The following is a 22,515-nucleotide window of genomic DNA, read 5'->3' on the forward strand; positions in this document are numbered from 1 at the left end:
TCATCGAAAACAGAAGCCCCCGGGAGGCATGCCTCCCAGGGGCCGTTCAACTCACGTACTGCTCAGCGTGCTCGGGACTAGTACGCGCCCTTGAGCGAGGTGCTGGAGTACGAGCTGTAGCCGCGCAGCATCACGTGGTAGCGGCCGGAGGTGGTCTTCGCGGCGAAGGAGCACGTCTCGCTGTTGCCGGTCTTGTACGGACGGCAGTCGTACGAGGACGTGGTCGGCTGCGAGCCGTACTTCACGTACATGTCCGCGTCACCCGAGCCGCCGCTCAGCGTGAAGGTCACCGCCCGGCTGGCCGGCACGTCCAGGTGGTAGTACTTCAGCGAGCCCGAGGCGCCCGAGATGCCGGTGATCGCCACGTTGTTGGTCAGCGCCGTGGAGGTCGCCGGAGGCGTCGAGGCGCCCACGCCCACCGCCGTCCAGGCCGCCGACACCGAGGCGACCTCGGCCGTGGTGTAGCCCAGCGCCGTGGCGGCCTGCTCCGTGTACGTCTTCGCCTGGGCGAAGGTGGTGGAGGCCGTCATCAGGTCGCGGTTGGCGCGGTAGAAGATCTGACCGGCCTTCTGGATGCCGATGCCCGTCACGTTGGTGGTGGTCACGCCGCGCGGGTGCGTACCACCCGTGGTCAGCAGCTTGAACGCCAGGTTGGCGATACCCGAGTTCCAGTGCACGCCGCCGTTGTCGGAGCTGCCCGTGTAGCGCGTGGGGTAGTAGTCGTAGGACGAGCCGTCCTGCGTCGGGTTGGCCATGTAGCGGAGCGCGTCACCCGGGGTGTTCGGCGTCCACACGTCGTCGCCGACCATCCACACCGCCGCGTCCACCACCCAGCCGCGGCTCCACGACTCGCAGTAGGCGCCGAAGATGTCGCTCAGGCCCTCGTTGAGGGCGCCGGACTCGTTGGCGTAGGTGAGGTTGGACTCGGAGCTGGTCACCGCGTGGGTCAGCTCGTGCACCGTCACGTCCAGCGACTTGCCCAGCGGCGCGGACTGCACGCCGTTGCTGTCGCCGTACACCATCTGGCTGCCGTTCCAGAAGGCGTTGGTGTAGTTGCTGCTGTAGTGCACCGTGCTGCGCAGCTGCGCGCCCGAGCCGTTGTACGAGTCACGGCCGAAGTTCACGCTGTAGCAGTCGTAGGTGGTGCCCAGGTGGTTGTAGTTGTCGTCCACGTGGGTGTCACCGGTGGCCGCGCCACCCTCGGAGCGCTTGAGCGTGCCGGGCAGCGAGGTGCCGTTGTTGGCCGAGTACACCGCGCGGTTCTTCGCCGCGTGGATCTCCGAGTGCGTGGCCTCGATGCCGCCGGTCAGCGCGTTCACGTAGACGCGGTCACGGATGGGCAGGTCCGCGCCCTCGCCCGTCACCACCACCTCGTAGGACAGCTTCAGGCGGCTGTCCTTCTCGGAGCGGATGTACACCAGACGGGCGTCGCCCTCGGAGGCGATGTGGCGGCCCACGGTGTTGTCCAGGGCGGCGGCACGGGCGGCCTCGCCGGAGATGCGCGCCACGGCGGGAACGAGCTCACCGTCACGGGCCGAGCCGTTGGCCATGAAGATCTTGCCGCTCGCATCCTTGTGGATGATGAGCTCGCCACCGACGACCGGCAGGCCGTTCTTGGTCTGGCCGTAGCGGATGTGGGTGTTGCCCTGCTCGTCCACGGTGGTGCGCTTCATCACCAGGTCGGAGGTATCAAGGCGGAAGGCCGCGGCGATGCCCTGCAGGCCGTTCACGTTGTCCAGCGAGCCCTTGAGCATGAAGGGAACGCCGTCCTCGTTGGAGCCGAGGACCTCGGCGGAGGGCAGCGCGGCGAGCGCGGCCTGCACGTCACCGAGAGAGTCAGAGGCCAGGTCGGACTTCGGGGCGCCCTCGGGCAGCTGCGAATTGTCGACCTCGCAAGCGGCGAGGGGAAGGGTGAGCAGCGCGGCAGCGAGGAAACGGGTGCGGATCACGAGTCATCTCCTGACCGATAGCGGGGTGCCATCGGACGGCTCTCGCTTAAGCAGGGAACGCGCCAACCCCGTAAATGCTTGGAAGTCCGAAGGTTGCGGCCCTAGCTTTAAAATTGATGGAGCAAGTATGTCACGCTCCCGTGGTTCCTGGATGTAAGTCGGCTTTACACGACCCGGGGCGATGCTCCTGATTTCAAGTGCTTGTGCCTACTCGAATGGGTGTGTCCTGATTTCGGACGGTGGTGTCCTGGATTGAGACAGGGCTGGAGGTGGGCCCCGAACCCGGAAAATGCCGTGTCAGGAACGCCGGTTTCCGGCGTCTCTCCAGGGTGAAAGGAGCGGTGACGATGAAGACGACGAACCCGAAGCACCCGTACAGCCGCTCCCCCTGGCGTCGCTCCCGCCGCCTCTTCTGATGCTCCGCCTCCCCGTGTGAGGCGGTCCAGATTTCCTGGCCCCGTAGCTCAGTGGATTCAGAGCACTCGGTTGCGAACCGAGAGGCCGCAGGTTCGAGTCCTGCCGGGACCACTCTCTGTAACCCCGCCCCACGCCTCGGGATTTTCCGCTGAGGCGCGGGAGCGGAACCCCGCCCCCTCCAGACTCCGCACCACCGGCGCACCATGCGGGCCGCCCACGGCCAGCGGGAGCACCTCGGCAACTGGCGCCTCGGACGGCTGGAAGCTGAGCTGCTCCAGGCCCGCGCGCATGTCGTCAACGTCGAGGTGTCCGTAGACGCCTGCTGTGATGGTGGGCGTGGAGTGCCCGAGGATGCGCTGGACCACCGCCAGCGGCACCCGCGCCTTGAGCAGGAGCGTGGCCGTGGTGTGGCGCAGGTCGTGGAAGCGGATGGTGCGCGGCTTGGGCGAGGGCCAGAGCGTGAAGCCGCAGCCCGCCTTGGAGCAGCGGCGCACCTCGGAGGAGGCCGAGTGCTCGACGTGCCCGCAGCGGCGGCACTTGTGGGCCCACCCTTCCACGAACTGGGCCCGGTTCATCGCGGAGCGGAGCAGCGCGGCAAGGTCCACGTTCAGGGTGTGCATCGAGCCATCCGGGCGGGGGAACACCAGCGCCGAGGGGCTCTCCCGCATCGCCTGGACGAGATAGGGCCTCAGTTCGTGGTGGATGGGGACGACGCGGGCCCGCCCGCTCTTCGTGGTGCCCGCCTCCCAGCTTCGCGTCACGAGGATGACCCCCTGCTCCAGGTCCACGTCCCCTTTCTGGAGGGCCACGAGTTCACCCCGCCGCATCCCCGTGTAGACGGCGGTAGCGAAGAGGCACCGCCACTCGGCGGGCACCTCGGCGAGCACGGGCCCCACCTCCTCGGCCTTGAGGTAGGACGGCGCGCGCTTGGGCACCTTGCGCCGGGGCACGGCACCCGCCGGGTTGGCGCCCTTCCAAAGCCCGCGCTGGATGGCCTTGGAGAAGACGGTCTGCACGAAGCCCCGCAGGTTGTTGAGCGACTTGGGCGAGAGCGCATCCGCAGCGGCCGAGAGCGCCTCATCGATGCGGGCCGCTGTCACCTCGGGAAGCCCCAGCGCCCCCAGGGAGGGGCGGAGGTGCTTCTCAGCCGCGAGCCGGTCTCCCTGTGAGCGGAGCTGTCCGGCGAAGTTCTGCGCGTACCAGTCGAGCAACTCCCCGAAGGTCAGGGACACGGGCGCCTCGATGGGCTCCAGCCCGAGGCGCTGAAACTCGGCCTTGCGCTCCAGCTCGCGCGCCAGCGTCTGGGCTTCGAGCTTCGTGGCGCAGTCCGTCCGGCGCTGCATCCACCGGCCCGCCCCGTTCTTCCACTTCACCACCCAGGAACCATCACGCTTGAAGATGGAAGCCACGGTCAAACCTCCTTGAGACGAACCCGCTTCGAGCCAAAGCGGGCGAACACTTCCAGCTCTCCCCCGAGCGCTTCGACGTAGCGCCGGAGCGTGGAGAGCCGGTGGTCTGCCCGGCGCTCTGCCTTGGACAGCTCGGATTGATCCATTCCCGCCCCGGCTGCCGCCTCAACTTGAGTGAGGCCGCGAAGCCTCCGGAGTTCGGCCAGGGTGAGCGCCTGGGGGGCGGGAGTGCTGCGCTTGGAGCGTGAGCGGCGGGTTGTATCCACGATGGGGAGCATGCACTCAACCTCCTATCCGCGCAATGGGATGACGGCCCCACGGGGGGCGCGCTGGCGCTCAAGGAACGCTCGGATCTCCTCGGGCCGGAACCGGAGCGCCGCGCCGATGCGCACGCAGGGGAGCCGCCCCGCCTCGGCCTCCTTGTAGACCCAAGAGATGGACATCGAGAGGAAGCGGGCCACGTCCTGCACCTTCCAGAGCGGTTCGGGGTTGCTGCTCATGGCTCGCGCTCCGTGGCCGTGTCCGGGGCCAGGATGTATCCGCCCCCTTCCTTCTTGAGTTCGCCCCGCGCTTCCATCGCGGCGATGACGTGGAAAGCGTCTTGCCGTCTCCCAGGCAGCAACCCGGCCAGCTTCGACTTGGGAAGAGGGGCCGCAGCGGATGCGAGCACCTGCCGCACCTGTTGCGCCTTGTCCTGCGCGACTGCCGCGCTCACGTCTTCAACCGTCACTGTGCCTTTGCCGAGTGCGAGCGTGAAGCGGAAGCGCTGCGCCGTCTCCCCATCTCGTCCCTTCGCCACCTGTGCAACGAAGGAGACAAGCCCCGAGTTGCGTGGCGTGTCCTCTCTGGTGAGGTTCACCTGCATATCCGCCCACCCCGGAAGCACCGTGCTTCCCCTTGCCGCGTAGATGGCTGGGCCCTCTCCGCGTTCGCCTGCCTTCGAGGTGTGGTGCAAGAGCACGACAAGCGCCCGAGGGTTGACGGTGGCGAGCCGCTGAACGTGTTCCTTCGCCTGGTTCACGGCCTCGGTGTCGTTCTCATTCCCGAGGAACAGCGAGGAGAACGGGTCCAAGACCAGAACGGGCGCTTCGTGGGTGCGCAGGAACTCGGCAATCTGAGCGCGGATCGTCGCGTCCTCGAGCCGCACGCCTTTGCGGTGGGCAATGAACACGGGGGCATCCGGAGGGAAGGCGAGAGCGGTGAAGCGGTCGAACATGCTGCGCGGTCGTCCTTCCTCCAGCACCAGCAAGGAGGGCCGTCCTTCCGCTGCCGCCGTCTTGGCGATGACGAGCGCGAAGAACGTCTTGCCCGCTCCCGGCGCGGCAACGATGAGGAGGTTGCCGGAGTCGGGCACCACCCATTCAACGAGCCAGGAGAGGGGCGGCAAGTCCTTGGTGCGGTCGAGGAAGGCCGCAAGGGGCTCGAAGAGGGAACCGGTTCCGCCGGTTCCGGATGGTTCCGGGAACGGGTTCCCGGTTCCGGGGTCTACGGGCGGAACCGGAACTGCTCCGCGCGGGCTGGGGGCGCCGGTGGGCTTCATGCCGCATCTCCCCAGTAGCCAACGCGGTGCAGGATGTAGTTGCTCAGGCGGAACAGCGCGAGCTGTGCCCGCTCAAGCTCGCCGCTCATCTCAGGGCTACCCAAGCTCCCGGGTAGCCCCGCCTCGATGCGGGCCCCTGCGAGGGCCAGCTCAAGCGCCTCGGTGAGAAGTTGGAGCCGCCAGAGAGCGAGCCGCAGTCGGAGCGGCAACCGGGACGCGGTTGGGGTCGCTTCGAGCGGAGGCGCCAACGGCTTCGGGGGCGGTGCGCTCATCGCGTCCCCTCCTTCCGGCCGAGGAGCGTGTCCACGTCCGTCGCCAGCGCGTGGGCGAGGAGGTTGAGCGTCTCCGTGGTAGCCGCGCCAAAGCACTCGGCATCGCGAAGCCGGGGAATGGAGATGCCCGCCCTCGTTGCGAGTACCTGCTGAGAGAGACCACGACTCTGGCGGAGCGATACGAGGCGCTCTGCGAGCCCGGGGAAACTGCGCTTCCGATTGTGATTCTGCATGCGGACCAAGGTGCTCGCAGGAGCGCACTAGATCCGCCCTCCCAAATCAGGAATCGGGACGGTTTCTGTGGGCGGCTCGGCGTCGGCGGTCGAGCTTCATCTTCCAGCGCTTGCGACGACCTGCGAACTCGGCGGCATCTTCGCAGGGCGTATCCACGCCCATCGCGATCGCGCCGAGGGCCGCAAGCTGGGCAGTCGGCTCAGCGCCCGAGATGACCTTGACCCACCGGAACACAGCCGAGTCCCTCGTCTGCGTCTCCGCGTCGTCGAGGGACTTCCCTCGCGCGGTCTTGGGCGCACTCAGCTTGCGGAATCCGCATTCGCTCCACGCTTGCTCCATGCGCAGGGTTGCCGCTTCCAGGCCGTCGAGTGCCTCAAGGATGCGTGGGAATGGGCACCAGCCGGAACGCTTTCGCACCCGGTCAACGATTCGACGGAGTTCGGCGAGGTCGTGGCTCATCGCTTCCGCCTCCTTCGCATCTGCGGAAGCGCGCTTCGGGCTGTACGCGCGCGCGATGGCGGCAACGAGGAGCGCTTGGGACGGGTCGAATGTGTAGTGCTTGCTGAACCACAGGTACGCGGTGCTCAGCGAAAGCGATGCAGCCGCCGCCCCTCGCCCGGTCGTGCGCCCGTGAACTGGCAGGCGCGTCGCGCGCGCCGCTTTCGTTGCTGGCATGAACGCTCCCAGGCGTTCCCCCAGGCTGAGAAGGTGCGGGCCGCCAAGCCTGGGAACCTGGCCGACCGGCCAGCCGTGCCCGCGAGAACAGTCGTAGCATGGGTGGGGGTGGGTCGAATCTCTGGTGGGATGGCGCTTAATGACCGCTGGTCAGTCAAATTCTCTCGCTGCCGGAACTCTGACCCTTTTTCCGGAGCCCCATGCCCACCCTGAGTCTCACCGCCGGTCGGCCGCCCAAGCCCGCCGAACAGAAGAGACTGGAGGGCACCGCCCGAAAGGACCGGGACAACCCCCGAGCGCCTGGGGGGGCCCTGCTCCTCCCCTGCCATGAGGGGGGCTGCTCGACGGGGGCACCTCGCTCGTCCCCTCCTCGTGCGATACCTGCAAAGGCATCGGGTGCGTGGATGCCCCGCAGTAGTGCCCCTTCTATCCTCCGACACCGGACGCATCCCGCGCCGGTCGTTCAGGAGGAATCATGCTCTCGCTCAAGAAGCGGCTCCCTCGGTCCATGTGCTGGCGGTATTCACTCTGCTGGCGGCCAGCATCGCCCTCGCCGAGACGCCGCCGCTCTACACTGGACGTGCTCTCCCTCCGGCTGTCCAAGAAGCGGGTAAAATGCCCAGCCCATGCCGACGCCCTCACTTGTTGACGAACTGATCCGGCTCGCCCAGGACGATGACACTTCGCTGTCCGAACTGCTCCGACGTACACGCGTGCTCGCCGCGAAACTCAAGATCCCCGAGATGGAGGCTTGGGTGAAGAATGAAACGTCGGGGTACAACAGGGGAAACAGCGAGGTTCCCGACTACCGGCGGATTCCATGCGAATTGAAGGCGCTCAACATCGTCCGCGGCTGGATTCCTGTGCTGCTCGGGGACGAGGAGCACTTCAGAACGGTCGACATCCACCAGTCGGTGGCTGAGATCGAGACCTTGCTCGAATCAGAGAGCTCGGACAGATTGTCAGCGCATGTGTCGTCTGGGGAGCACACAATACTTGCCCAGGCCATCCCCGAACTCAGGCAGACCCAGGTCGCCCGCATAATCGGGAGGGCGAGCCTCAAGGGTGTGTTGGAAGCTGTCCGAAACCGCGTACTGGAGGCTGCGCTTGAACTCGATTCAAAGGGAATCCGAGGTGAGGGCTTGAGTTTTTCTGATGAGGAGAGGGCCAAGGCCGCAGCAGTGACCACCAGCATCGTCAACAACATCTATGGAGACAATGCGAACATCGCCTCGGCCGCCCACTCGCCCAATGCGGGTGCGGCGTTCGCGAGTGGCAGCGCGACCATCAATCAGCACATAGGGAACATCCAACAGGGCAACCAAGAGTTGGCGAACGCATTCAAGAGCGTTCTTGAGGCACTGAAAACCGATGCCTCGCTGGAGCCTGCGAAGCGGGCCGAGGCTGAGCAGCAACTGGCGTTCTTGGCGGAACAGGCCGCGAAGCCCGAGGAGAAGCGGCAGCCGAAGGCAGTGGTCAAGCCGATGCTCCTGGCGCTTCGAGAGACCCTCGGCCTTTCTGCGGACCTGCTTCAAGTGTGGAGCACCTTCGGCCCTGTTATCTGCGCAGCCCTGGCCGTCCAGGGCTTGGGCTAGGCGCGACGCCGAGTAATCCTCCTCGGGTAAGTCAGTTAAGGGTGAGCCGTGCATGGCGGAAGACGTCTCGCAGGGCCGCCTTAACCCAATATCCCGAGGGGGATTAGTTGCCCGGGTGGAGCACTCGGAACCCGAGCGGGATTCATTGGAGGTGATACTCTCTTTGAGCGCAGAACCAACCGACCGGCTGACACCGCGCGCCCTATGATGGACTTAATCGACAAGTTGGGTGGGTACGTCGGCCTGACCATTGGGGTCCTATTCACGGTCGCGCTGTTCCTCTCGTTCGTCGTGGAGTCCGTGGAGATTGTCCGGGAGCCTGTTCGGGAGTTCTTCCGGAAACTCACCATCAAGCGCGTGATTAGGGCCGTGCCCGGTCTGCTGGTGCTGGGGGTGCTGGCGTGGGTGGTGTTGCGTCCGTGGATTGCCCCGGAGGGAACCCCTCTAGAGCGGTGCCTAAAGGGCCAGGTTCCCCGTGAGTTCCTAGAGGGGGACCGGGACAAACTCCGAACGTTCGATCTCGCCTTTGATCTTGCTGCCGCTCGCATGGAGGCCCGCCACAAGCAGCAATGGGAACAATCCACTGAAAGGCTCGTGCTCGAAGGGCGGAAGACGACCCCCGAGCAGAGAGATGCTCTCATGTCCGCCCAGCTTCAGGAGGTGAAGCGGCTTTGGGAGTACGGGGAACAGAAACACGAGACGCTCTGTAGAGAAGCCGCTTCCCGAATAGCGAGCGCGGCCCCCGTTGCTGTCTCCGCCGAGCCCTAGCAAACCCCTCCAGGCCATCCAGGTGCCCCGCTGGGCCTCTTTCGGGGCCTCGGGGGTCCGTGGGTAGCGGGCTCGGCCCTCCCGGGGCGCCTGAGGGCCGAAGAGGATGCGGAAGCCGAGCGGGAGGCAGTGGGGGGGCTGCTGGGTGAGTCGGCTCCCCCTGCTCACCAAGCTGCGGCTTTATGCTAGGGGCGAAGAGAAAATAACGCGGACTCTCATACCCGGGGGACTTCGAATTTCTAGGTCGCGGATGAGTCCGGTCACATTCGAGATTCGTCCATCTGGATCATAGACGAAGCAAACCAACGTCTTGCACTTGGGGTGCTCATGATACCGGTTAATGTCCGCGAAGAGTTCGTCGGAGAGTTGCTGGCGAGTCTGCCGCTCTCTCGGTTTCTTCACTTCGATGCCGATTTGCTCATCCTTGAGCAAGAAGTCCAAGCGTGGCCGCACGCCAGCATGACTCGGCCCATACTCCTCGTCGCGAACATCATCGAAGGACACGAGCAGCAGCGCGTGTAGTAGATCCTGAACGTCGTACTCGTCTTTGATCTCTAGGGTGCTGCGTCCGTCGTGCCGCACGCGTAGCTGGGTTGCGGCTTTGTGGAACCGGCTGAAGATGTTCTCCAAGATCGCAAGGCTTGGAGTCGCAACCTGGGCAACGGTCGATGGGAAGCGGGTCGTCTTTCGCCTGAGTTCGTTGACCGCCTCGGCGAGCAGCAGGTTCTTCTCCTCTATCTCTTTGCCTCGCCAGAGGATGACGTCCTCATGCTCATCGCCAAGAAAGAACTGCCCTGCTGCGGTTACTTCGGCCCACCAATCGGAGTCGCTCCCGAACACGTCGATCAAGGTGCTCTTTACAGCTTTGTTGTAAGCGCGCATTTCTGCGGCGCTCGGCCCCTTCCGACTCAGATTGTTGCCCCGCTCGATGAGTTCTTGCAGGTAGGTAATGCCCTCCTCGGGGGTGCATGCAGGAGGGGTGGCACTGGGGGAGGAGTTCGCTTCGGCCATGTTCGGAATCATGGCGAAGGGCTCAACAACCGCAAAGAACCTTCCCGAAGGACGAGCTACCGCAGCCCATCCTAGCGATGCCCTCCAGGGCCTCCAGGAGCCCCGCTGGGCCTCTTTCGGGGGCCTCGGGCCGTGGTCCCGTCCGGTGCCCTCGGGTTCCGCAAGTTGTCCCGCTTGCTCAAGTTCCCTCTTCTTCCTCGGGGAACAGCTCACGTAACGGGACCTTGTAGGCCACGGACGCGGCAACCAGGGTGGCCACCGTGGGGTTAGCGGTGCCTCCCTCTATGCGCGGCATCGACTTGGGGTGAACCCCGATTGCTTCGGCTGCCTGCTCCTGGGTAAGCCCCTGCTTTTCCCGAAGCTCTCGGAGTCGCATCCCGAGGCGCTTTAGCTCCCGCCGGATGACAGGGGCCAAGTCCTTCCGCGTCCGAACTTCGGAGGGGCCGTGAGAGTGGGGTGACTTGCGAGCAGCGGGCACGGGGCGACATTGGCCGGGTCAACTTGAGAGTTACACAACTCGCATGTTTCCGACCTGACTGGGCGGCCCGGTCCACATTAGCTCACAGGTAACTCAACAGTTGAGTTACACCACACGTGAGTTACCATGCCGTCAGGCCCCAACCGACGGAAGGACCGCCTACATGACCGAAGAGACCGAAGAGACCGGGGAGACCTCCATGGGTTCAGACCGGAACGCGATCAGCCTGGACCTGGAACTGTCCACCCTCGGGGATGCTACGCGGGCGGCGCAGATGCTTAGCGACCTTCAAGCCCGTAGAGGCTTGATGGACCAGGACATGGAGGACGACACCCCCATGTGCATTTTCTCCGTCCTCGCTCTCGTGGTGGCACGCATCGAGCAAGTGCGCCGAGTGCTTCGCGGTGAGGACAGCCCGGTGAACATCGCGGCTCCTCACAATGAGATTCTGACCCCGAAGCTCACGAGCGACGTTGAAGGGGATGTCCTCCTGTTCAACTACGACGACTTCCGGGGGAGCATGTCCGTCGGTAAAGGGGCCGTCTGGAGGAGCCTTGAGGAGAAGGCCGAGAGGGCGAGGGCGCTGAAGGTGCTGGCGCCGAAGGAACGGAAGCCGAAGGAACGAAAGGCGAAGGGGCCCAAGGGACGGAAGCCGAAGGGGCCCAAGGGACGGAAGCCGAAGAGGTCCCTTACCGTTGTTCGGGGTGGGGCGCCGAAGGCCCCCCAGGCACCCGCTCCCGCGTCCACCTGACGGACAGAGCAAGAGACCCGAAGTGGACCGATAGAGCGCGCTGGGATGCTCCATCGGTCTCCATTCCAGGGGCCAGGGATGCGCCTGGAACCATGGGCATCCCTCTCACTCCATCCCCCGGACCGTGGCACCACAGGGCAACCAGAGGCCATGGCAGCCGCCCGGCATCACATCCGGAACCGTTCCGGCTTCAATGCTGTCGGCAGCACCTGAGCCCCATTGCCCCACTCCAGGCAGCCCGCCTACCCTCAGGGCCATGGTCGGCGTTGCCTTGCTGGTGCTTGTGATCCTCCTCCGCATCATCTTCTGGGCCAAGGGCTGGAAGTGGCGTGACACGCCCACAACCCGCGAGAGGCTGCCCCAATCTCGGGACCACAAAGGACGGTTCACGAGCCCATACGAGTAGGAAGCGCACAACTGCCAAGCGGCGAAGTGCGCAGGCAGTTCCGGTTCCGCCTATAGGGGCGGGAACCGGGAACCACCGGCCCCACCTCAGCGTCCAGCCACGAGGGCATCTCAGGGACGCCGGGGGGCGGCTCCACCTCGCGCACGGCGGCCCTGTCCGGCCGGTAGGTGCCCTGGGCCTTCTTCAGCGCGCTCGGTGTCGGTGGCGGTCCCCTGCGTCCCATGGCTGCGTCCTCGACAAGCCCTCACTCAAAACCTGACGGCGTGCACCGAAAAGGGACCAACGGTCTCTAGGGCGCAACCCTCCAGAGATTCGACCCGCCCCTCCACCTCAGCGCCGCCCCCGGGCGATGAGCGCCTCTAGCGACGCAGCCGGGATGCGGATGGAACGCCCGACCCACACCCGCTCCAGTTCCCCGCGTTCGAGGAGCGCGTAGACGGTGGCCCGGCAAACGGCCAGCTCTTCCGCCACCTCGCGCACCGTGAGCATGGGCGGGCCCACCGGCCGCACCATGGACCGCACCACCGGCGCACCACGGCCAGTCGAAGCCGTGGAAACGGTGCCAACCGGCACCGCCCCCACCTGCTGAGGAACCCCAGTCCTTTCCGCAGGTTGCGAGCCGGTGACAGGGGCGGCGAACCCCTGCCAACCCGCTCCCTCCCGGTTGCGAACCGAGAGGCCGCAGGTTCGAGTCCTGCCGGGACCACTCTTCTCCTTCATGCCGTTTCATGCAGGCCGCGCTCCGGGAGCAGCCCGAACTCCAAATCCGGGCGTGCGGGGTTCAACTCCCTGGCGGCCTGCCATCTCTTTGCCCACGTCACTCCGCTTCGTCTGGCTCCACGAGCTCCGTGGCGCCCGAGTCCTTGCGCAGCGGGAGGATGGACGCTCCGGCGTGCTTCTCCAGCGCGGTGGCCAGTTCGTGGGCGTGCGTGGTGACGAAAACCTGTCCCTTCCGGCTCGCGGTGGCGATGAGGCGCCCCAATGGCTCCAGCAGGGAGGGGTGCAGGCTCGTCTCCGGCTCGTTGAGCGCGAGGAAGGGCGGGGGACGGGGCGACAACAGCGCGGCCAGCAGGCAGAGGTAGCGCAGCGTTCCGTCCGACAGCTCCGTGGCCTCCAGCGGACGCGTCAGCCCGGGCATGCGCATGCGGAAGGAGAAGCGCCCGTCCTCGCTGTCCAGCTCCAGCCGTGAGCCGGGGAAGGCGCTCTCCACGGCCGCGTGCAGTGCGCGGTCGTCGCCGATGTCGGCGATGGTCATCAGCGCCGCCGCCAGGTCCCTCCCGTCGTGCGCGAGCGCGGGAGTCCGCACGCCCACCTGCGCGTGGCGCAGGGGCGAGTCCGGGTCGGTCCGGAAGTGGTGGTAGAAGCGCCAGCGGAGCAGCTCCGCGCGCAACGCACTCAGCAGCGGGAAGCGGTGGGGCTCGGAGAGCTGGGCCAGCACGGACTCGCTGCTCCACAGCTGGGCCGCGAAGGTGGTGCGGTGGCCTTCCGCGTCGCGCGCGAAGACGCTCTGGGATTTGCGCTCGGCCACCACGTGCCGGCGCTTGCCTTCATGCACCCAGACCGTCTCCTCCTTCACGTCCGGGTCCAGCGAGAAGGGCCCTTGGGGCGGAGGCACCACGCCGCAGGACAGCTCGTAGGCCAGGTCCTCCAGCCGCACGCCCACGGTGAGCCGCACCGGGGCGGACTTCGGCGCGCTCTTCGGGCGTGGGCCCGCCCACAGCACGGAGGGCATTCCCCCTTCCTCGGCCAGGGTGCGCGCCAACGTCCCCTCGGCACCCGCGAGCAGCAACTGCAACGCGCGGTAGACGTTCGTCTTGCCGCTCCCGTTGGGGCCCACCACCACCGTCACGGGAGCGAGCGGGAAGCGCAGCGCCCGCACCGAGCGGTAGTTTTCGATCCACAGCTCTCGGACGGGCATGGGCTACCGGTTCTTGCGCCAGGCCTCGAGTTCCGCCTTCTTGCGCACGCCCACCTCGTCGAGCCGGTCCTGCCAGGCCTGACGGTAGGGACGGAGCGTCTCGACGAGGGAGCGGGCCACCACGAGGTTGCGGTACCACTTCGAGTCCGCGGGAACGATGGTCCACGGGGCCTTCTTCGTCGAGGTGCGCGAGAGGGCTTCCTCATAGGCCCGCGTGTAGTCATCCCAGTGCTCGCGGTCCTCCCAGTCTCCGGCGTTGATCTTCCAGGCCTTGCGCGGCTCCTTCTCCCGGTCCCGCAGGCGCTGCTCCTGCTCCTCCTGGCTGATGTGGAGGAAGTATTTGAGGATGATGGTTCCGTGCTCGGCGAGCATCTCCTCGAAGTCACGGATGTGCCCGTAGCGCTCCTTCCAGAGGGACTCGGGGACGAGCCCGTGCACGCGCACGACGAGCACGTCCTCGTAGTGGGAGCGGTTGAAGATGGCGAGCTCGCCCTTGCGCGGCGTGTGGAGGTGGATGCGCCAGAGGAAGTCGTGCTCCCGCTCCTCCTCGGAAGGAACGCCGAAGGAGGTGACGCTGACGCCTCGCGGGTTGAGGAGGCCCGCCACGTTCTTGATGGTCCCATCCTTCCCGGCCGTGTCTCGCCCCTGCAGGACGATGAGGACCGAGTTCATCTTCGCGCCCCACAGGAGATCCTGCAGATCGAAGAGCTCCTCGCCCAGCGTCTCGAGCTCGCGCTTCGCCGCGTCCCGGTCCGTCTTCTTCGGAGGCGCCGCGGAGATGCCGTCGAGTCTGACCTTCTCGCCCTGCTTGTCGATGGTGATGATGTCCATGCCCACACCTCCCTTGGCTCCCGTGAGCAGGTTTCCACGGGGCGTGAAGGCTGACAACCCGGACTGTCCACCAGTGGAATGGTAAGGTCCGGTCCATGCAGCTCATCATGAACCCGGGCGCTCTGGATGAGCAGACGTTCGTGCTTCCCGAGGGCCCCGTCACGATCGGGCGCACGCCGGAGTGCACCGTCTGCGTCGTCCACAAGAGCCTGTCGCGGCGGCACGCGCGGCTCGAGTGGGAGGGTGGGCGCCTCGTCCTGGTGGACCTGGGCAGCAAGAACGGGACATTCATTGGTCAGGCCCAGGTCCAGCGCCACGAGCTGCGCGAGGGCGAGACGTTCCGGTGCGGCCAGGTGTCGTTCCGGCTCGCGAGCACCTCCCCCTCGCGCTCCGAGGAGCCGATGCCGACGCAGGTGCGTTCGCTGCAGACGCGCTTCTCTCCCACCACCATGGGCGAGCTGCTGGGGCCTCATGCAGATCCTGATTCGCACACCGCCCTGAAGATGAAGCCCGTGAGCGGTGACGGCCGGGCCCACAACAAGCTGCAGATCCTCCTCAAGGTGAGCCAGCTGCTCTCCTCTCCCGGCTCCATCGACGAGGTGTTGGATCGCGTCCTGCAGCTCGTCTTCCAGATATTGGAGGTGGACCGGGCGGCCATCCTGCTGGTGGAGCCCACCAGCGGACAGCTGCGCCCGCGGGTGGCCCGGGCGTCGGGCGAGCTGCCCGCGGGGACCTTCTACAGCCAGCACATCGTCGACTACGTGCGCAAGCACAGCGTGGCGGCGCTCTTCTCGGATGCGCGGAAGGATCCCCGGCTGGGCTCCGCCGACTCGGTGTTGAAGCAGTCCATCTGCGCGTCCATGTGCGTGCCGCTCAAGCCCCGGGACACGGTGATGGGGGTGCTCTACCTGGACAACCTCTCCCGGGCCCATGGCTTCACCCAGGAGGACCTGGAGTTCCTCACCGCCTTCGCCAACCAGGCGGCCATCGCGCTCGACAACTCCCTGCTCCGCCAGCAGCTCGAGGAAGAGGCCGTGATGCGCACCACGTACCTGCGCTTCTTTCCCCCGGCCACCCTCAAGAAGCTTCAGCTCGCGCGCAGCGCCCAGTTGGGCGTCATCGAGACGGAGGTGACCATCCTCTTCTCGGACATCAGCCACTTCACCGCGCTGTCCTCCACGCTGGAGCCCCGCCAGGTGGTGGACCTGCTCAACGACTACTTCCCGGTGATGGCGGAGATCGTCTTCCGGCACGAGGGGACGCTGGAGAAGTACATCGGCGACGCGCTGATGGCGGTGTGGGGGGCGCCCGTCGCACACCCGGACGACGTGGACCGCGCCGTGCGCGCCGCGGTGGAGATGCAGCGGGCGCTGGCGCGGTTGAACGCGCGCTGGCGGGCCGAGGGCCGGCGCGAGCTGAACATCCACGTGGGCCTCAACACGGGCCGCGTGGCGGCCGGGAACATCGGCTCCGAGAAGTACCTGCAGTACGCCACCATTGGAGATGCCACCAACGTGGCCAGCCGGGTGTGCTCCGCCGCCCCGCCCGGGCAGATCCTCCTCACGGGCACCACCCTCGAGCGTTGGCGGGAGCGCGCCTGGCCCGTCACGCCCCTGCCGCCGCTCCCGGAGCACGGACGGCAGGAGCCGCTGGCGCTCCACCGGGTGGAGTGGCGAGGGCCCCTCGGCGAGGCCTCGAACACCGGCTGAGGCGCCCCGTGTCCGGGTGCTCCCCTTGACGCCTTAGGGGAACCTGGGGGACACTTCCCTCAACACCTGAGGGGAGCGTACGCGCCGTTCCCCTGAGCATCTGAGGGGAAGGGCCACATGGCGGGCAACTCGCTGGAGTTGATGCAGGGCACGCTGGACGTGCTGATTCTCAAGAGTCTGTCGTGGGGCCCGTTGCACGGGTACGCGGTGGCGGAGCTGGTGAAGGAGCGGAGCGGGGCGGAGCTGAAGGTGGAGGAGGGTGCGCTCTACCCGGCGCTGCACCGGCTGGAGAAGCGGGGCCTGCTGGAGGCGGAGTGGGGCCTGTCGGAGAACAACCGGCGGGCGAAGTTCTACCGGCTCACCTCGGAGGGCCGGGCGCACCTGAGGGCCGAGACGCAGGCGTGGCAGCGCTACGTGGCGGCCGTGTCCCGGGTGTTGGAGGCGGCCTGAGGACTCCCATGCGCTACCCGGGTTTCAAGCGGTTGTTGAAGCTCGCCGTGCGGCCTCGCGCGGTGGAGCAGGACGTGGACGAGGAGTTGCGGTTCCACCTGGAGATGCGTGCCGCCGCGCACGAGCGGGAAGGCCTGTCCCCCGCGGAGGCACGCGCGGCCGCCGAGCGCGAGTTCGGCGACGTGGCCGGCGTGCGCGAGGAGTGCGTGCGCATCGGGCACGAGCGGGAGCGGATGATGAAGCGGTTCCTGTTGTGGGACGCCCTGGCGCAGGACGTGCGGTACGCGGTGCGGATGTTGCGGCACGCGCCGGGCTTCGCGCTGGTGGCGGTGCTCACCCTGGCGCTGGGCATTGGCGCCACCACCGCCATCTTCAGCGTGGTGCGCGGCGTGCTGCTGCGGCCGCTGCCCTTCGCGGAGCCCGAGCGGTTGGTGCGGATGTGGCAGGCCAACCCGTCCCAGGGCGTGGCCCGGGGTGATGTGTCCCCGCTGGACTTCGCGGACTGGAAGGCGCGCCAGCGCTCCTTCGAGGACATGGGCACCTGGTGGTACGTGGAGGGGATGTCCGGCAGCAACCTCAGCGGGGATGGGGAGCCCCAGCGGCTGCCGGCGGCCTACGTGAACGATGGTTTCTTCTCCACCCTCGGGGTGGCGCCGGTGCTGGGGCGTGCGTTGCTCGCCGGGGAGCACCAGCCGGGGCACAACGCGGTGGTGGTGCTCAGCCATGGCCTGTGGCAGCGGCGCTTCGGCGGGGACCGCGCCATTCTCGGCCGCACCCTCACGCTGGATGGGTTGCCCATCACGGTGGTGGGCGTGATGCCTCCGGGCTTCTCCTTCCCCTCCGAGCGCGTGGACCTGTGGCTCTCCGATTCGCTCATCGACGAGAGCGGCATTCCGCGCCAGCGCCAGGTGCGCTGGCAATCCGTGGTGGCGCGGCTGAAGCCCGGGGTGTCCCTGGAGACGGCGCGCTCGGAGATGAACGGCGTGGCCCGGCAGCTCGCGGAGGAGTACCCGGCCACCAACCTCCAGACCTCCGCCGTCACGGCGGTGCCGCTGCACGAGGCCGTCACCGGGGATGTGCGGTCGGGGTTGATGGTGCTGCTCGGCGCGGTGGGCTTCCTGCTGCTCATCGCGTGCGTCAACGTGGCCAACCTGATGTTGACGCGGGCCACCGCGCGCGAGCGGGAGCTGGCGGTGCGGGCCGCGCTGGGCGCCGGGCCGGGGCGGCTGATGGGGCAGCTCCTCACCGAGAGCCTCGTGCTCGCGACGCTGGGCGGCGCGGCCGGTCTGCTGCTGGCGGCGTGGGGCACCGAGCTGCTGCTGGCCTTCTCCGTGAAGCAGTTGCCGCGCCTGCACGAGGTGCGGGTGGACGGGGCGGTGCTGGCCTTCGCCATGGGCGCCACGCTCTTCACGGGCGTGTTGTTCGGCCTGCTGCCGGCGGTGCGCGCGGGCTCGCCCCGGCTCGCGCCGGTGCTCAAGGCCGCTGGCCGTGGCATGACGGGCACGGGCGGAGCGCGGCTGCGGGGCGCGCTGGTGGTGACCGAGGTGGCTCTCGCAGTGGTGTTGATGGCCGGAGCGGGACTGGCCGTCCGCAGTCTGATGTCACTGCTCTCGGTGGAACCGGGCTTCCGCGCGGAAGGCGCGGTGGTGGTGAGCTTCTCCTCGTCCCCGGCGGGGCGCCCGTCGCGCCAGTACCTGGCCGAGGTGCTCGAGCGCGTGCGCGAGGTTCCCGGTGTCCAGGTGGCCGGCACGACGAAGAACCTCCCCCTGGAGGGCTCGGGCGAGCCGGCGCCGCTGATTCTTCCGGGCCAGTCCCAGGAGAGCGCCGCGGACGCGCCTCGCGTGCATTACCTGTACGTGAGCAACGACTACTTCCGCGCCATGGGGATTCCCCTGCTGCGCGGCCGCGCCTTCACCTCCCAGGACACGAGTGAGATGCCCGTGGTGATGATGGTCAACGACGCCTTCGCCCGCCGCTTCTTCCCGGGCGAGGACGTGCTGGGCAGGTCCATCCAGTGGGGACAGGTCGCGGCGCCCATCGTGGGAGTGGTGGGCGACGTGCGCCAGGAGAGCCTCTCCGAGCCCGCTCCGCCCCTCGTGTACGTCCACGTGTTGCAGCAGTCCCGCTCGAGCGTGAACCTGGTGGTGCGCGGCCAGGGCGCGCCCCTGCAACTCGCCGCCGCCGTCCGTCAGGCCATCTGGTCGGTGAACCCGAACCAGACCATCACCCGCATCACCACGCTCGAGGAGGTGGTGGGGGGCTCGGTGGCCCGTCCCCGGCTCATCGCGGCGCTGCTCGGCCTCTTCGCCGTCCTGGCGCTGGTGCTCGGTGCGGTGGGCATCTACGGCGTGCTCGCCTATACGGTGGGCCAGCGGCAGCGGGAGATCGGCGTGAGGCTGGCGCTCGGGGCCCGGCCGGCGGAGGTGCTGGGCATGATCCTGCGCGGCGGCATGCGGCTCGCGGGCCTGGGCGTGGCACTGGGCGTCGCCGGTGCGCTCGTCCTGTCCCGGGTGATGAGCAGCATCCTCTACGGCGTGGCACCGCATGATCCGCTCACCTTCGTCGCGGTGGCGGTGGTGCTGCTGGGGGTGGCGTTGGTGGCGTGCCTCGTGCCGGCGCGGCGGGCCATGCGCGTGGACCCGGCCGTCTCCTTGAGGGCGGAGTAGGTCCCCGTGACGGGCGTTCGGGGACCTCGTCACGGCCCCGTCACGCCCCCGCGGGTACTCGTTGCTCCACGTCAGATGAGGTGCATGGGGGGACTCCCGCGCCCGCGACGAGGAGTGACGCATGAAGAGCGCTGAGACGACGAAGGTGGTGCAGGCCGCGCGTGAGCTGGCTCCGGTGATTGCCGACCGGGCCGCGGACATCGAGTCGGGACGGCGGTTGCCGGTGGACCTGCTCGCCCAATTCAAACAGGCGGGGCTCTTCCGGGCCTTCGTCCCCCGGAGCCACGGCGGCCTCGAGGTGGACGCGCGGACCGGCTGCGAGGTGCTGGAGACACTCGCCCGCGCGGATGGGGCGGCCGGCTGGACGACGATGATTGGCATGGAGAGCCCGCACCTCTTCGCGCTCCTGCCGCGCGAGCGCTTCGACGCCATCTACTCGGCCGGGCCGGACGTCATCATGGGCGGGGCCTTCAACGCACAGGGACAGGCCGCGGTGGAGAAGGGGGGCTACCGCGTCAGCGGACGCTGGGGCTTCGCCAGCGGCTGCGAGCATTGTGACTGGCTGTTCGCCAACTGCGTCATCGTGCAGGACGGCCAGCCCCGTCCAGGCCCCGTCCCCGGCGTACCCCAGACGCGCTCCATGCTTCTCCCGGCCCGCGAGGTGCGCATCATCGACGCGTGGAACGCGCTCGGCCTGCGGGGCACGGGCAGCCATGACCTCGCGCTGGAGGCCGCCTTCTGCCCCGAGGAGAACACCTTCGACATCTTCGCCGGTACGTCCACCGTGCCGGGGCCGGGCTTCGTCGCGCCGGTGCTGCACTTCGTGTTGCACATGGCGGCGGTGTCCCTGGGCATCGCGCAGGGCGCGGTGGATGACCTTGTGAAGCTCGTCACCACGGGCAAGCGGCGCATGTACGCGCGTGTCCCGCTCATCGAGTCTCCCGTCTTCCAGCTCGAGCTCGGCCGCGTGGACACGAGCGTGCGGGCCGCCCGGGCCCTCCTGTACTCCACGGTGGAGGAGTTCTGGTCCGCGTGTGTGAACGACCCCGCTTCCGCCGTGCTCCTGGCACCGCGCTTGTCGGCCACCCTGGCGTGGGTGACGGAGAATGCCTCGGGTGTAGTGGAAACCTGCTACCGCGCGGGAGGTGCGAGCTCGCTCAAAGATGGCTCGTCGTTGCAGAGGCGCTTCCGTGACATCTACACCTTCAGGCAGCATGCGGCTGCCGCTGAGGGGTGGTTTGGTCAGGCCGGGGCCTCCCTCCTCGGGCAGCCGACGGGATTCTGGACCTGAGGACGCTCCCTCGAGAGCGCCTGGGGTGCTCGGCTGCTCCATGGAGTGGCGGGGGGGGAAGTCGTGACGGACTGGCGGTTGGAAGTGCTCGGGGGAGCGCGGCTCCTGGGGCTGGCCGAGCCCCTGGAGTTGCAGCGGCGCGTGGCCGCGGTGATGGCGTGGCTGGCGCTGGAGGGGCCCACTCCCAAGTACAGGCTGGCGGGCATGCTGTGGCCCGGCTCCGGCGAGGACACGGCGCGCAACAACATGCGCCAGTTGCTGCGCCGGCTGCGGGTGGCCACCGGGACGGATCTGGTTCTCGGTGGGGACGTGGTCTCCCTCTCCGAGCGGGTGGTCACCGACGCGGTGGAGTTGGAGGCCCATGTCTTCGCCGGCCGCCACGCGCAGGCGCTGTCGCTGGCGGGCACGCTGCTGGGCACGCTGGACTTCGATGACTGCCCGGACTTCGAGACGTGGCTGCTCCAGGCCCGCGAGCAGCTGGAGGCCCTGCGGTGCCGTGCCGCCATCGCCGAGGTGGAGGCCCACGAGCAGCAGGGAGACCTGGCCAGGGCGCTGCACTTCGCCGAGCGGCTGCTGGTGTTGGCACCCTTCTCGGAGGATGCCTACCGGCGGTTGATGCGGCTGCACTACCTGCAGGGAGACCGGATGGCGGCGCTCAACCTCTTCGAGCGCTGCCGCAAGATGTTGTTCGAGGAGTACGACGCGGTGCCACACCCGGACACGCTGGCGCTGGCGCGGGACGTGGAGCGCGGACAGGTGATGCCTCGTGCCGCGGGGAAGAAGCCGGAACGGACGCTGCCGCTCTCCGTGCTGCGTCCGCCGGTGCTGGTGGGCCGCGCGCGGGAGTGGGCGCGGATGGAGGCGGCGTGGCAGTCGAGGCAGCTCATGCTGCTGCTGGCCGAGCCGGGCGAGGGCAAGACACGGCTGGCACATGACTTCGCGGCCTCCAAGGGGCGCTACCTGACGTTCTCCGCCCGGCCCGGTGACGCGGAGGTGCCCTACTCCTTGTTCGTGCGGCACATCCGGGAGCTCTTCGCCGAACGCCCCGAGCTGCGGCTGGGCCTGGAGCCATGGATTCGCCGGGAGCTGGCGCGGGTGATGCCCGAGCTCGCCGCGCCCGGGGAGCGCATTCCCTCCGTGCGTGACGAAGGCGAGCGGGTGCGTTGCCTGGATGCCTACAGCGAGGTGCTCCGCCGCTGCACCGAGGGTCTGGAGAGCCTCATCACCGATGATTTGCAGTTCGCCGACACCGCCAGCCTGCAGGTGGGGGCCTACGCCCATGCGCGCTTCCACTCGGCCGGCACCTTCCCGCTCATCATCGACTGCTGCCGCAGCGGCGATTTCGGGGGCGAGGTGCTCGCCATGACGAAGCGGTTGGAGGTCGCGGGACTGGCGATGCTCGTGCAGTTGGAGCCGCTCCCGCCGGATGCGGTGGGTGAGCTGCTGGAGAGTCTGGAGCTGCCCGGGGCGGGGTCGCTCACCCGGGAGATGATGCGCTACACGGGGGGAAATCCCCTCTTCATCACCGAGACCCTCAAGCACCTGATGGAGTCGGGGAGCCTGGAGCAGGGGTGGCCGGAGCGGCTGCCTCCACCGGGACGGGTGCGCCAGCTCATCCAGCAACGCCTGGAGCGGCTGTCCCCGCTGGCGTTGCAGCTGGCGCAGGTGGCGGCGCTGGCGCTCATGGAGTTCGGCCTGGAGCTGGCCGGGGAGGTGCTGGAGGTGAGTCCCCTGTCCTTCGCCGGGCCGCTGCGCGAGCTGGAGGCGGCGCAGATCTTCGGAGGCGAGCACTTCACGCATGACCTGGTGTTCGAGGCGGTGAAGGGCTCCATTCCCCTGGCGCTGGGGGGCCTGTTGCACCGGCGCCTGGCGCAGCGGTTGGAGTCGAGGCGGGCGGCCCCGGCCGTCATTGCCCAGCACTGGTTGGAAGGAGGGGAGACCCGGCGCGCGGTCCCCTTCCTGCTGGCGGCGGCCCAGGTGGACGAGTCGCACCTGCGCCGCACGGAAGCGGCCACGAACTACGCGCGCGCCGCGGCCATCCTGGAGTCCTCGGGAGAGCTGGAGGAAGCGGCCCGGTTGCGGAGCAGGATTCCCTCGGCGTGAAGCCGGGGGCGGGGCCGTCCCCGGCGTCAGGGCCCGGGCGTG

General features: G+C 68.0%; 18 protein-coding genes, 2 tRNA genes and 1 pseudogene. 10 read left to right on the forward strand and 11 right to left on the reverse strand.

Translation table 11 applies throughout. From position 1 onward, the window contains the following. Positions 1-77: 77 nt before the first annotated feature. On the reverse strand, positions 78-1,949 hold the full coding sequence (locus tag BO221_RS48770) for a M4 family metallopeptidase (protein WP_073567809.1): 1,872 nt from the start codon (positions 1,947-1,949) through the stop codon (positions 78-80). A 453-nt stretch (positions 1,950-2,402) separates the two neighbouring features. On the opposite strand from BO221_RS48770, the gene BO221_RS48775 reads away from it, so the two are divergent. Further along, positions 2,403-2,477: transfer RNA gene (locus tag BO221_RS48775), tRNA-Arg, on the forward strand. Positions 2,478-2,725: 248 nt separating this feature from the next. On the opposite strand, the pseudogene BO221_RS57765 reads toward BO221_RS48775, so the two are convergent. The 5 genes and pseudogenes from BO221_RS57765 to BO221_RS48815 all read right to left on the reverse strand — a co-directional run. Continuing rightward, positions 2,726-3,709 (reverse strand): annotated as a pseudogene (locus BO221_RS57765) (tyrosine-type recombinase/integrase); the annotation flags it as partial. Positions 3,710-3,777: 68 nt separating this feature from the next. After that, entirely contained in the window at positions 3,778-4,053 is a 276-nt protein-coding gene (locus BO221_RS48790) for a helix-turn-helix domain-containing protein (protein WP_233166603.1), read from the reverse strand. Positions 4,054-4,065: 12 nt separating this feature from the next. Then, positions 4,066-4,275 (reverse strand): helix-turn-helix domain-containing protein, encoded by a 210-nt coding sequence (locus BO221_RS48795; protein WP_073567811.1) that lies wholly within the window; start codon positions 4,273-4,275, stop codon positions 4,066-4,068. Next, positions 4,272-5,315, reverse strand: coding sequence for an AAA family ATPase (locus BO221_RS48800; protein WP_073567812.1), 1,044 nt, complete (start codon positions 5,313-5,315; stop codon positions 4,272-4,274). Before BO221_RS48800 ends, BO221_RS48795 begins: the two co-directional genes overlap by 4 nt. A gap of 551 nt (positions 5,316-5,866) precedes the next feature. Then, positions 5,867-6,496: a hypothetical protein gene (locus BO221_RS48815; protein ID WP_073567815.1), complete on the reverse strand. Its 630-nt coding sequence runs from the start codon at positions 6,494-6,496 to the stop codon at positions 5,867-5,869. A gap of 626 nt (positions 6,497-7,122) precedes the next feature. Here BO221_RS48815 and BO221_RS48820 point away from each other — a divergent pair. Next, a complete protein-coding gene (locus BO221_RS48820; RefSeq protein WP_073567816.1) occupies positions 7,123-8,091 on the forward strand; it encodes a hypothetical protein in 969 nt (322 codons plus the stop codon). A gap of 204 nt (positions 8,092-8,295) precedes the next feature. Next, positions 8,296-8,859 carry a hypothetical protein gene (locus BO221_RS48825; RefSeq protein ID WP_073567817.1) on the forward strand — a complete coding sequence of 188 codons (564 nt, stop codon included), beginning with the start codon at positions 8,296-8,298 and terminating at the stop codon, positions 8,857-8,859. A gap of 180 nt (positions 8,860-9,039) precedes the next feature. Here BO221_RS48825 and BO221_RS48830 read toward each other — a convergent pair whose 3' ends face one another. Next, positions 9,040-9,882, reverse strand: a complete 843-nt coding sequence (locus BO221_RS48830) for a hypothetical protein (RefSeq protein ID WP_143196135.1) — start codon at positions 9,880-9,882, stop codon at positions 9,040-9,042. A 166-nt stretch (positions 9,883-10,048) separates the two neighbouring features. Then, the gene (locus BO221_RS57770) at positions 10,049-10,246 is read right to left on the reverse strand and encodes a helix-turn-helix transcriptional regulator (protein WP_073567896.1); all 198 of its coding nucleotides are present in this window, start codon (positions 10,244-10,246) and stop codon (positions 10,049-10,051) included. A gap of 265 nt (positions 10,247-10,511) precedes the next feature. Here BO221_RS57770 and BO221_RS48840 point away from each other — a divergent pair, with 265 nt between their 5' ends. Beyond that, positions 10,512-11,099: a hypothetical protein gene (locus BO221_RS48840; RefSeq protein WP_073567818.1), complete on the forward strand. Its 588-nt coding sequence runs from the start codon at positions 10,512-10,514 to the stop codon at positions 11,097-11,099. 736 nt (positions 11,100-11,835) lie between these two features. Here the strand turns inward: BO221_RS48840 and BO221_RS48845 are convergent. Then, a complete protein-coding gene (locus tag BO221_RS48845) occupies positions 11,836-12,018 on the reverse strand; it encodes a helix-turn-helix domain-containing protein (RefSeq protein WP_073567819.1) in 183 nt (60 codons plus the stop codon). Between the two features lie 219 nt (positions 12,019-12,237). Here BO221_RS48845 and BO221_RS55235 point away from each other — a divergent pair. After that, positions 12,238-12,308 (forward strand) — tRNA-Trp (locus BO221_RS55235). A gap of 14 nt (positions 12,309-12,322) precedes the next feature. On the opposite strand, the gene BO221_RS48850 is transcribed toward BO221_RS55235, so the two are convergent. Both BO221_RS48850 and BO221_RS48855 read right to left on the reverse strand, forming a co-directional pair. Then, a complete protein-coding gene (locus tag BO221_RS48850; RefSeq protein ID WP_073567820.1) occupies positions 12,323-13,423 on the reverse strand; it encodes an AAA family ATPase in 1,101 nt (366 codons plus the stop codon). A 3-nt stretch (positions 13,424-13,426) separates the two neighbouring features. After that, entirely contained in the window at positions 13,427-14,254 is an 828-nt protein-coding gene (locus tag BO221_RS48855) for a polyphosphate kinase 2 family protein (RefSeq protein WP_073567897.1), read from the reverse strand. Positions 14,255-14,349: 95 nt separating this feature from the next. Here BO221_RS48855 and BO221_RS48860 point away from each other — a divergent pair, with 95 nt between their 5' ends. The 5 genes from BO221_RS48860 to BO221_RS48880 all read left to right on the forward strand — a co-directional run bounded on the left by BO221_RS48860 (position 14,350) and on the right by BO221_RS48880 (position 22,473). Continuing rightward, positions 14,350-15,963: an adenylate/guanylate cyclase domain-containing protein gene (locus tag BO221_RS48860; RefSeq protein ID WP_073567821.1), complete on the forward strand. Its 1,614-nt coding sequence runs from the start codon at positions 14,350-14,352 to the stop codon at positions 15,961-15,963. 117 nt (positions 15,964-16,080) lie between these two features. After that, a complete protein-coding gene (locus BO221_RS48865; RefSeq protein ID WP_073567822.1) occupies positions 16,081-16,413 on the forward strand; it encodes a PadR family transcriptional regulator in 333 nt (110 codons plus the stop codon). A gap of 8 nt (positions 16,414-16,421) precedes the next feature. Beyond that, positions 16,422-19,079, forward strand: a complete 2,658-nt coding sequence (locus BO221_RS48870; protein WP_083682656.1) for an ABC transporter permease — start codon at positions 16,422-16,424, stop codon at positions 19,077-19,079. Between the two features lie 121 nt (positions 19,080-19,200). Continuing rightward, complete coding sequence (locus BO221_RS48875; protein WP_073567823.1) at positions 19,201-20,370, forward strand: acyl-CoA dehydrogenase family protein; 1,170 nt, start codon at positions 19,201-19,203, stop codon at positions 20,368-20,370. Positions 20,371-20,433: 63 nt separating this feature from the next. Next, positions 20,434-22,473: a BTAD domain-containing putative transcriptional regulator gene (locus tag BO221_RS48880; protein ID WP_233166604.1), complete on the forward strand. Its 2,040-nt coding sequence runs from the start codon at positions 20,434-20,436 to the stop codon at positions 22,471-22,473. Positions 22,474-22,515 lie beyond the last annotated feature (42 nt).

Origin of the sequence: Archangium sp. Cb G35 (genome assembly GCF_001896145.1) — a bacterium.
Classification (GTDB): domain Bacteria; phylum Myxococcota; class Myxococcia; order Myxococcales; family Myxococcaceae; genus Archangium; species Archangium violaceum.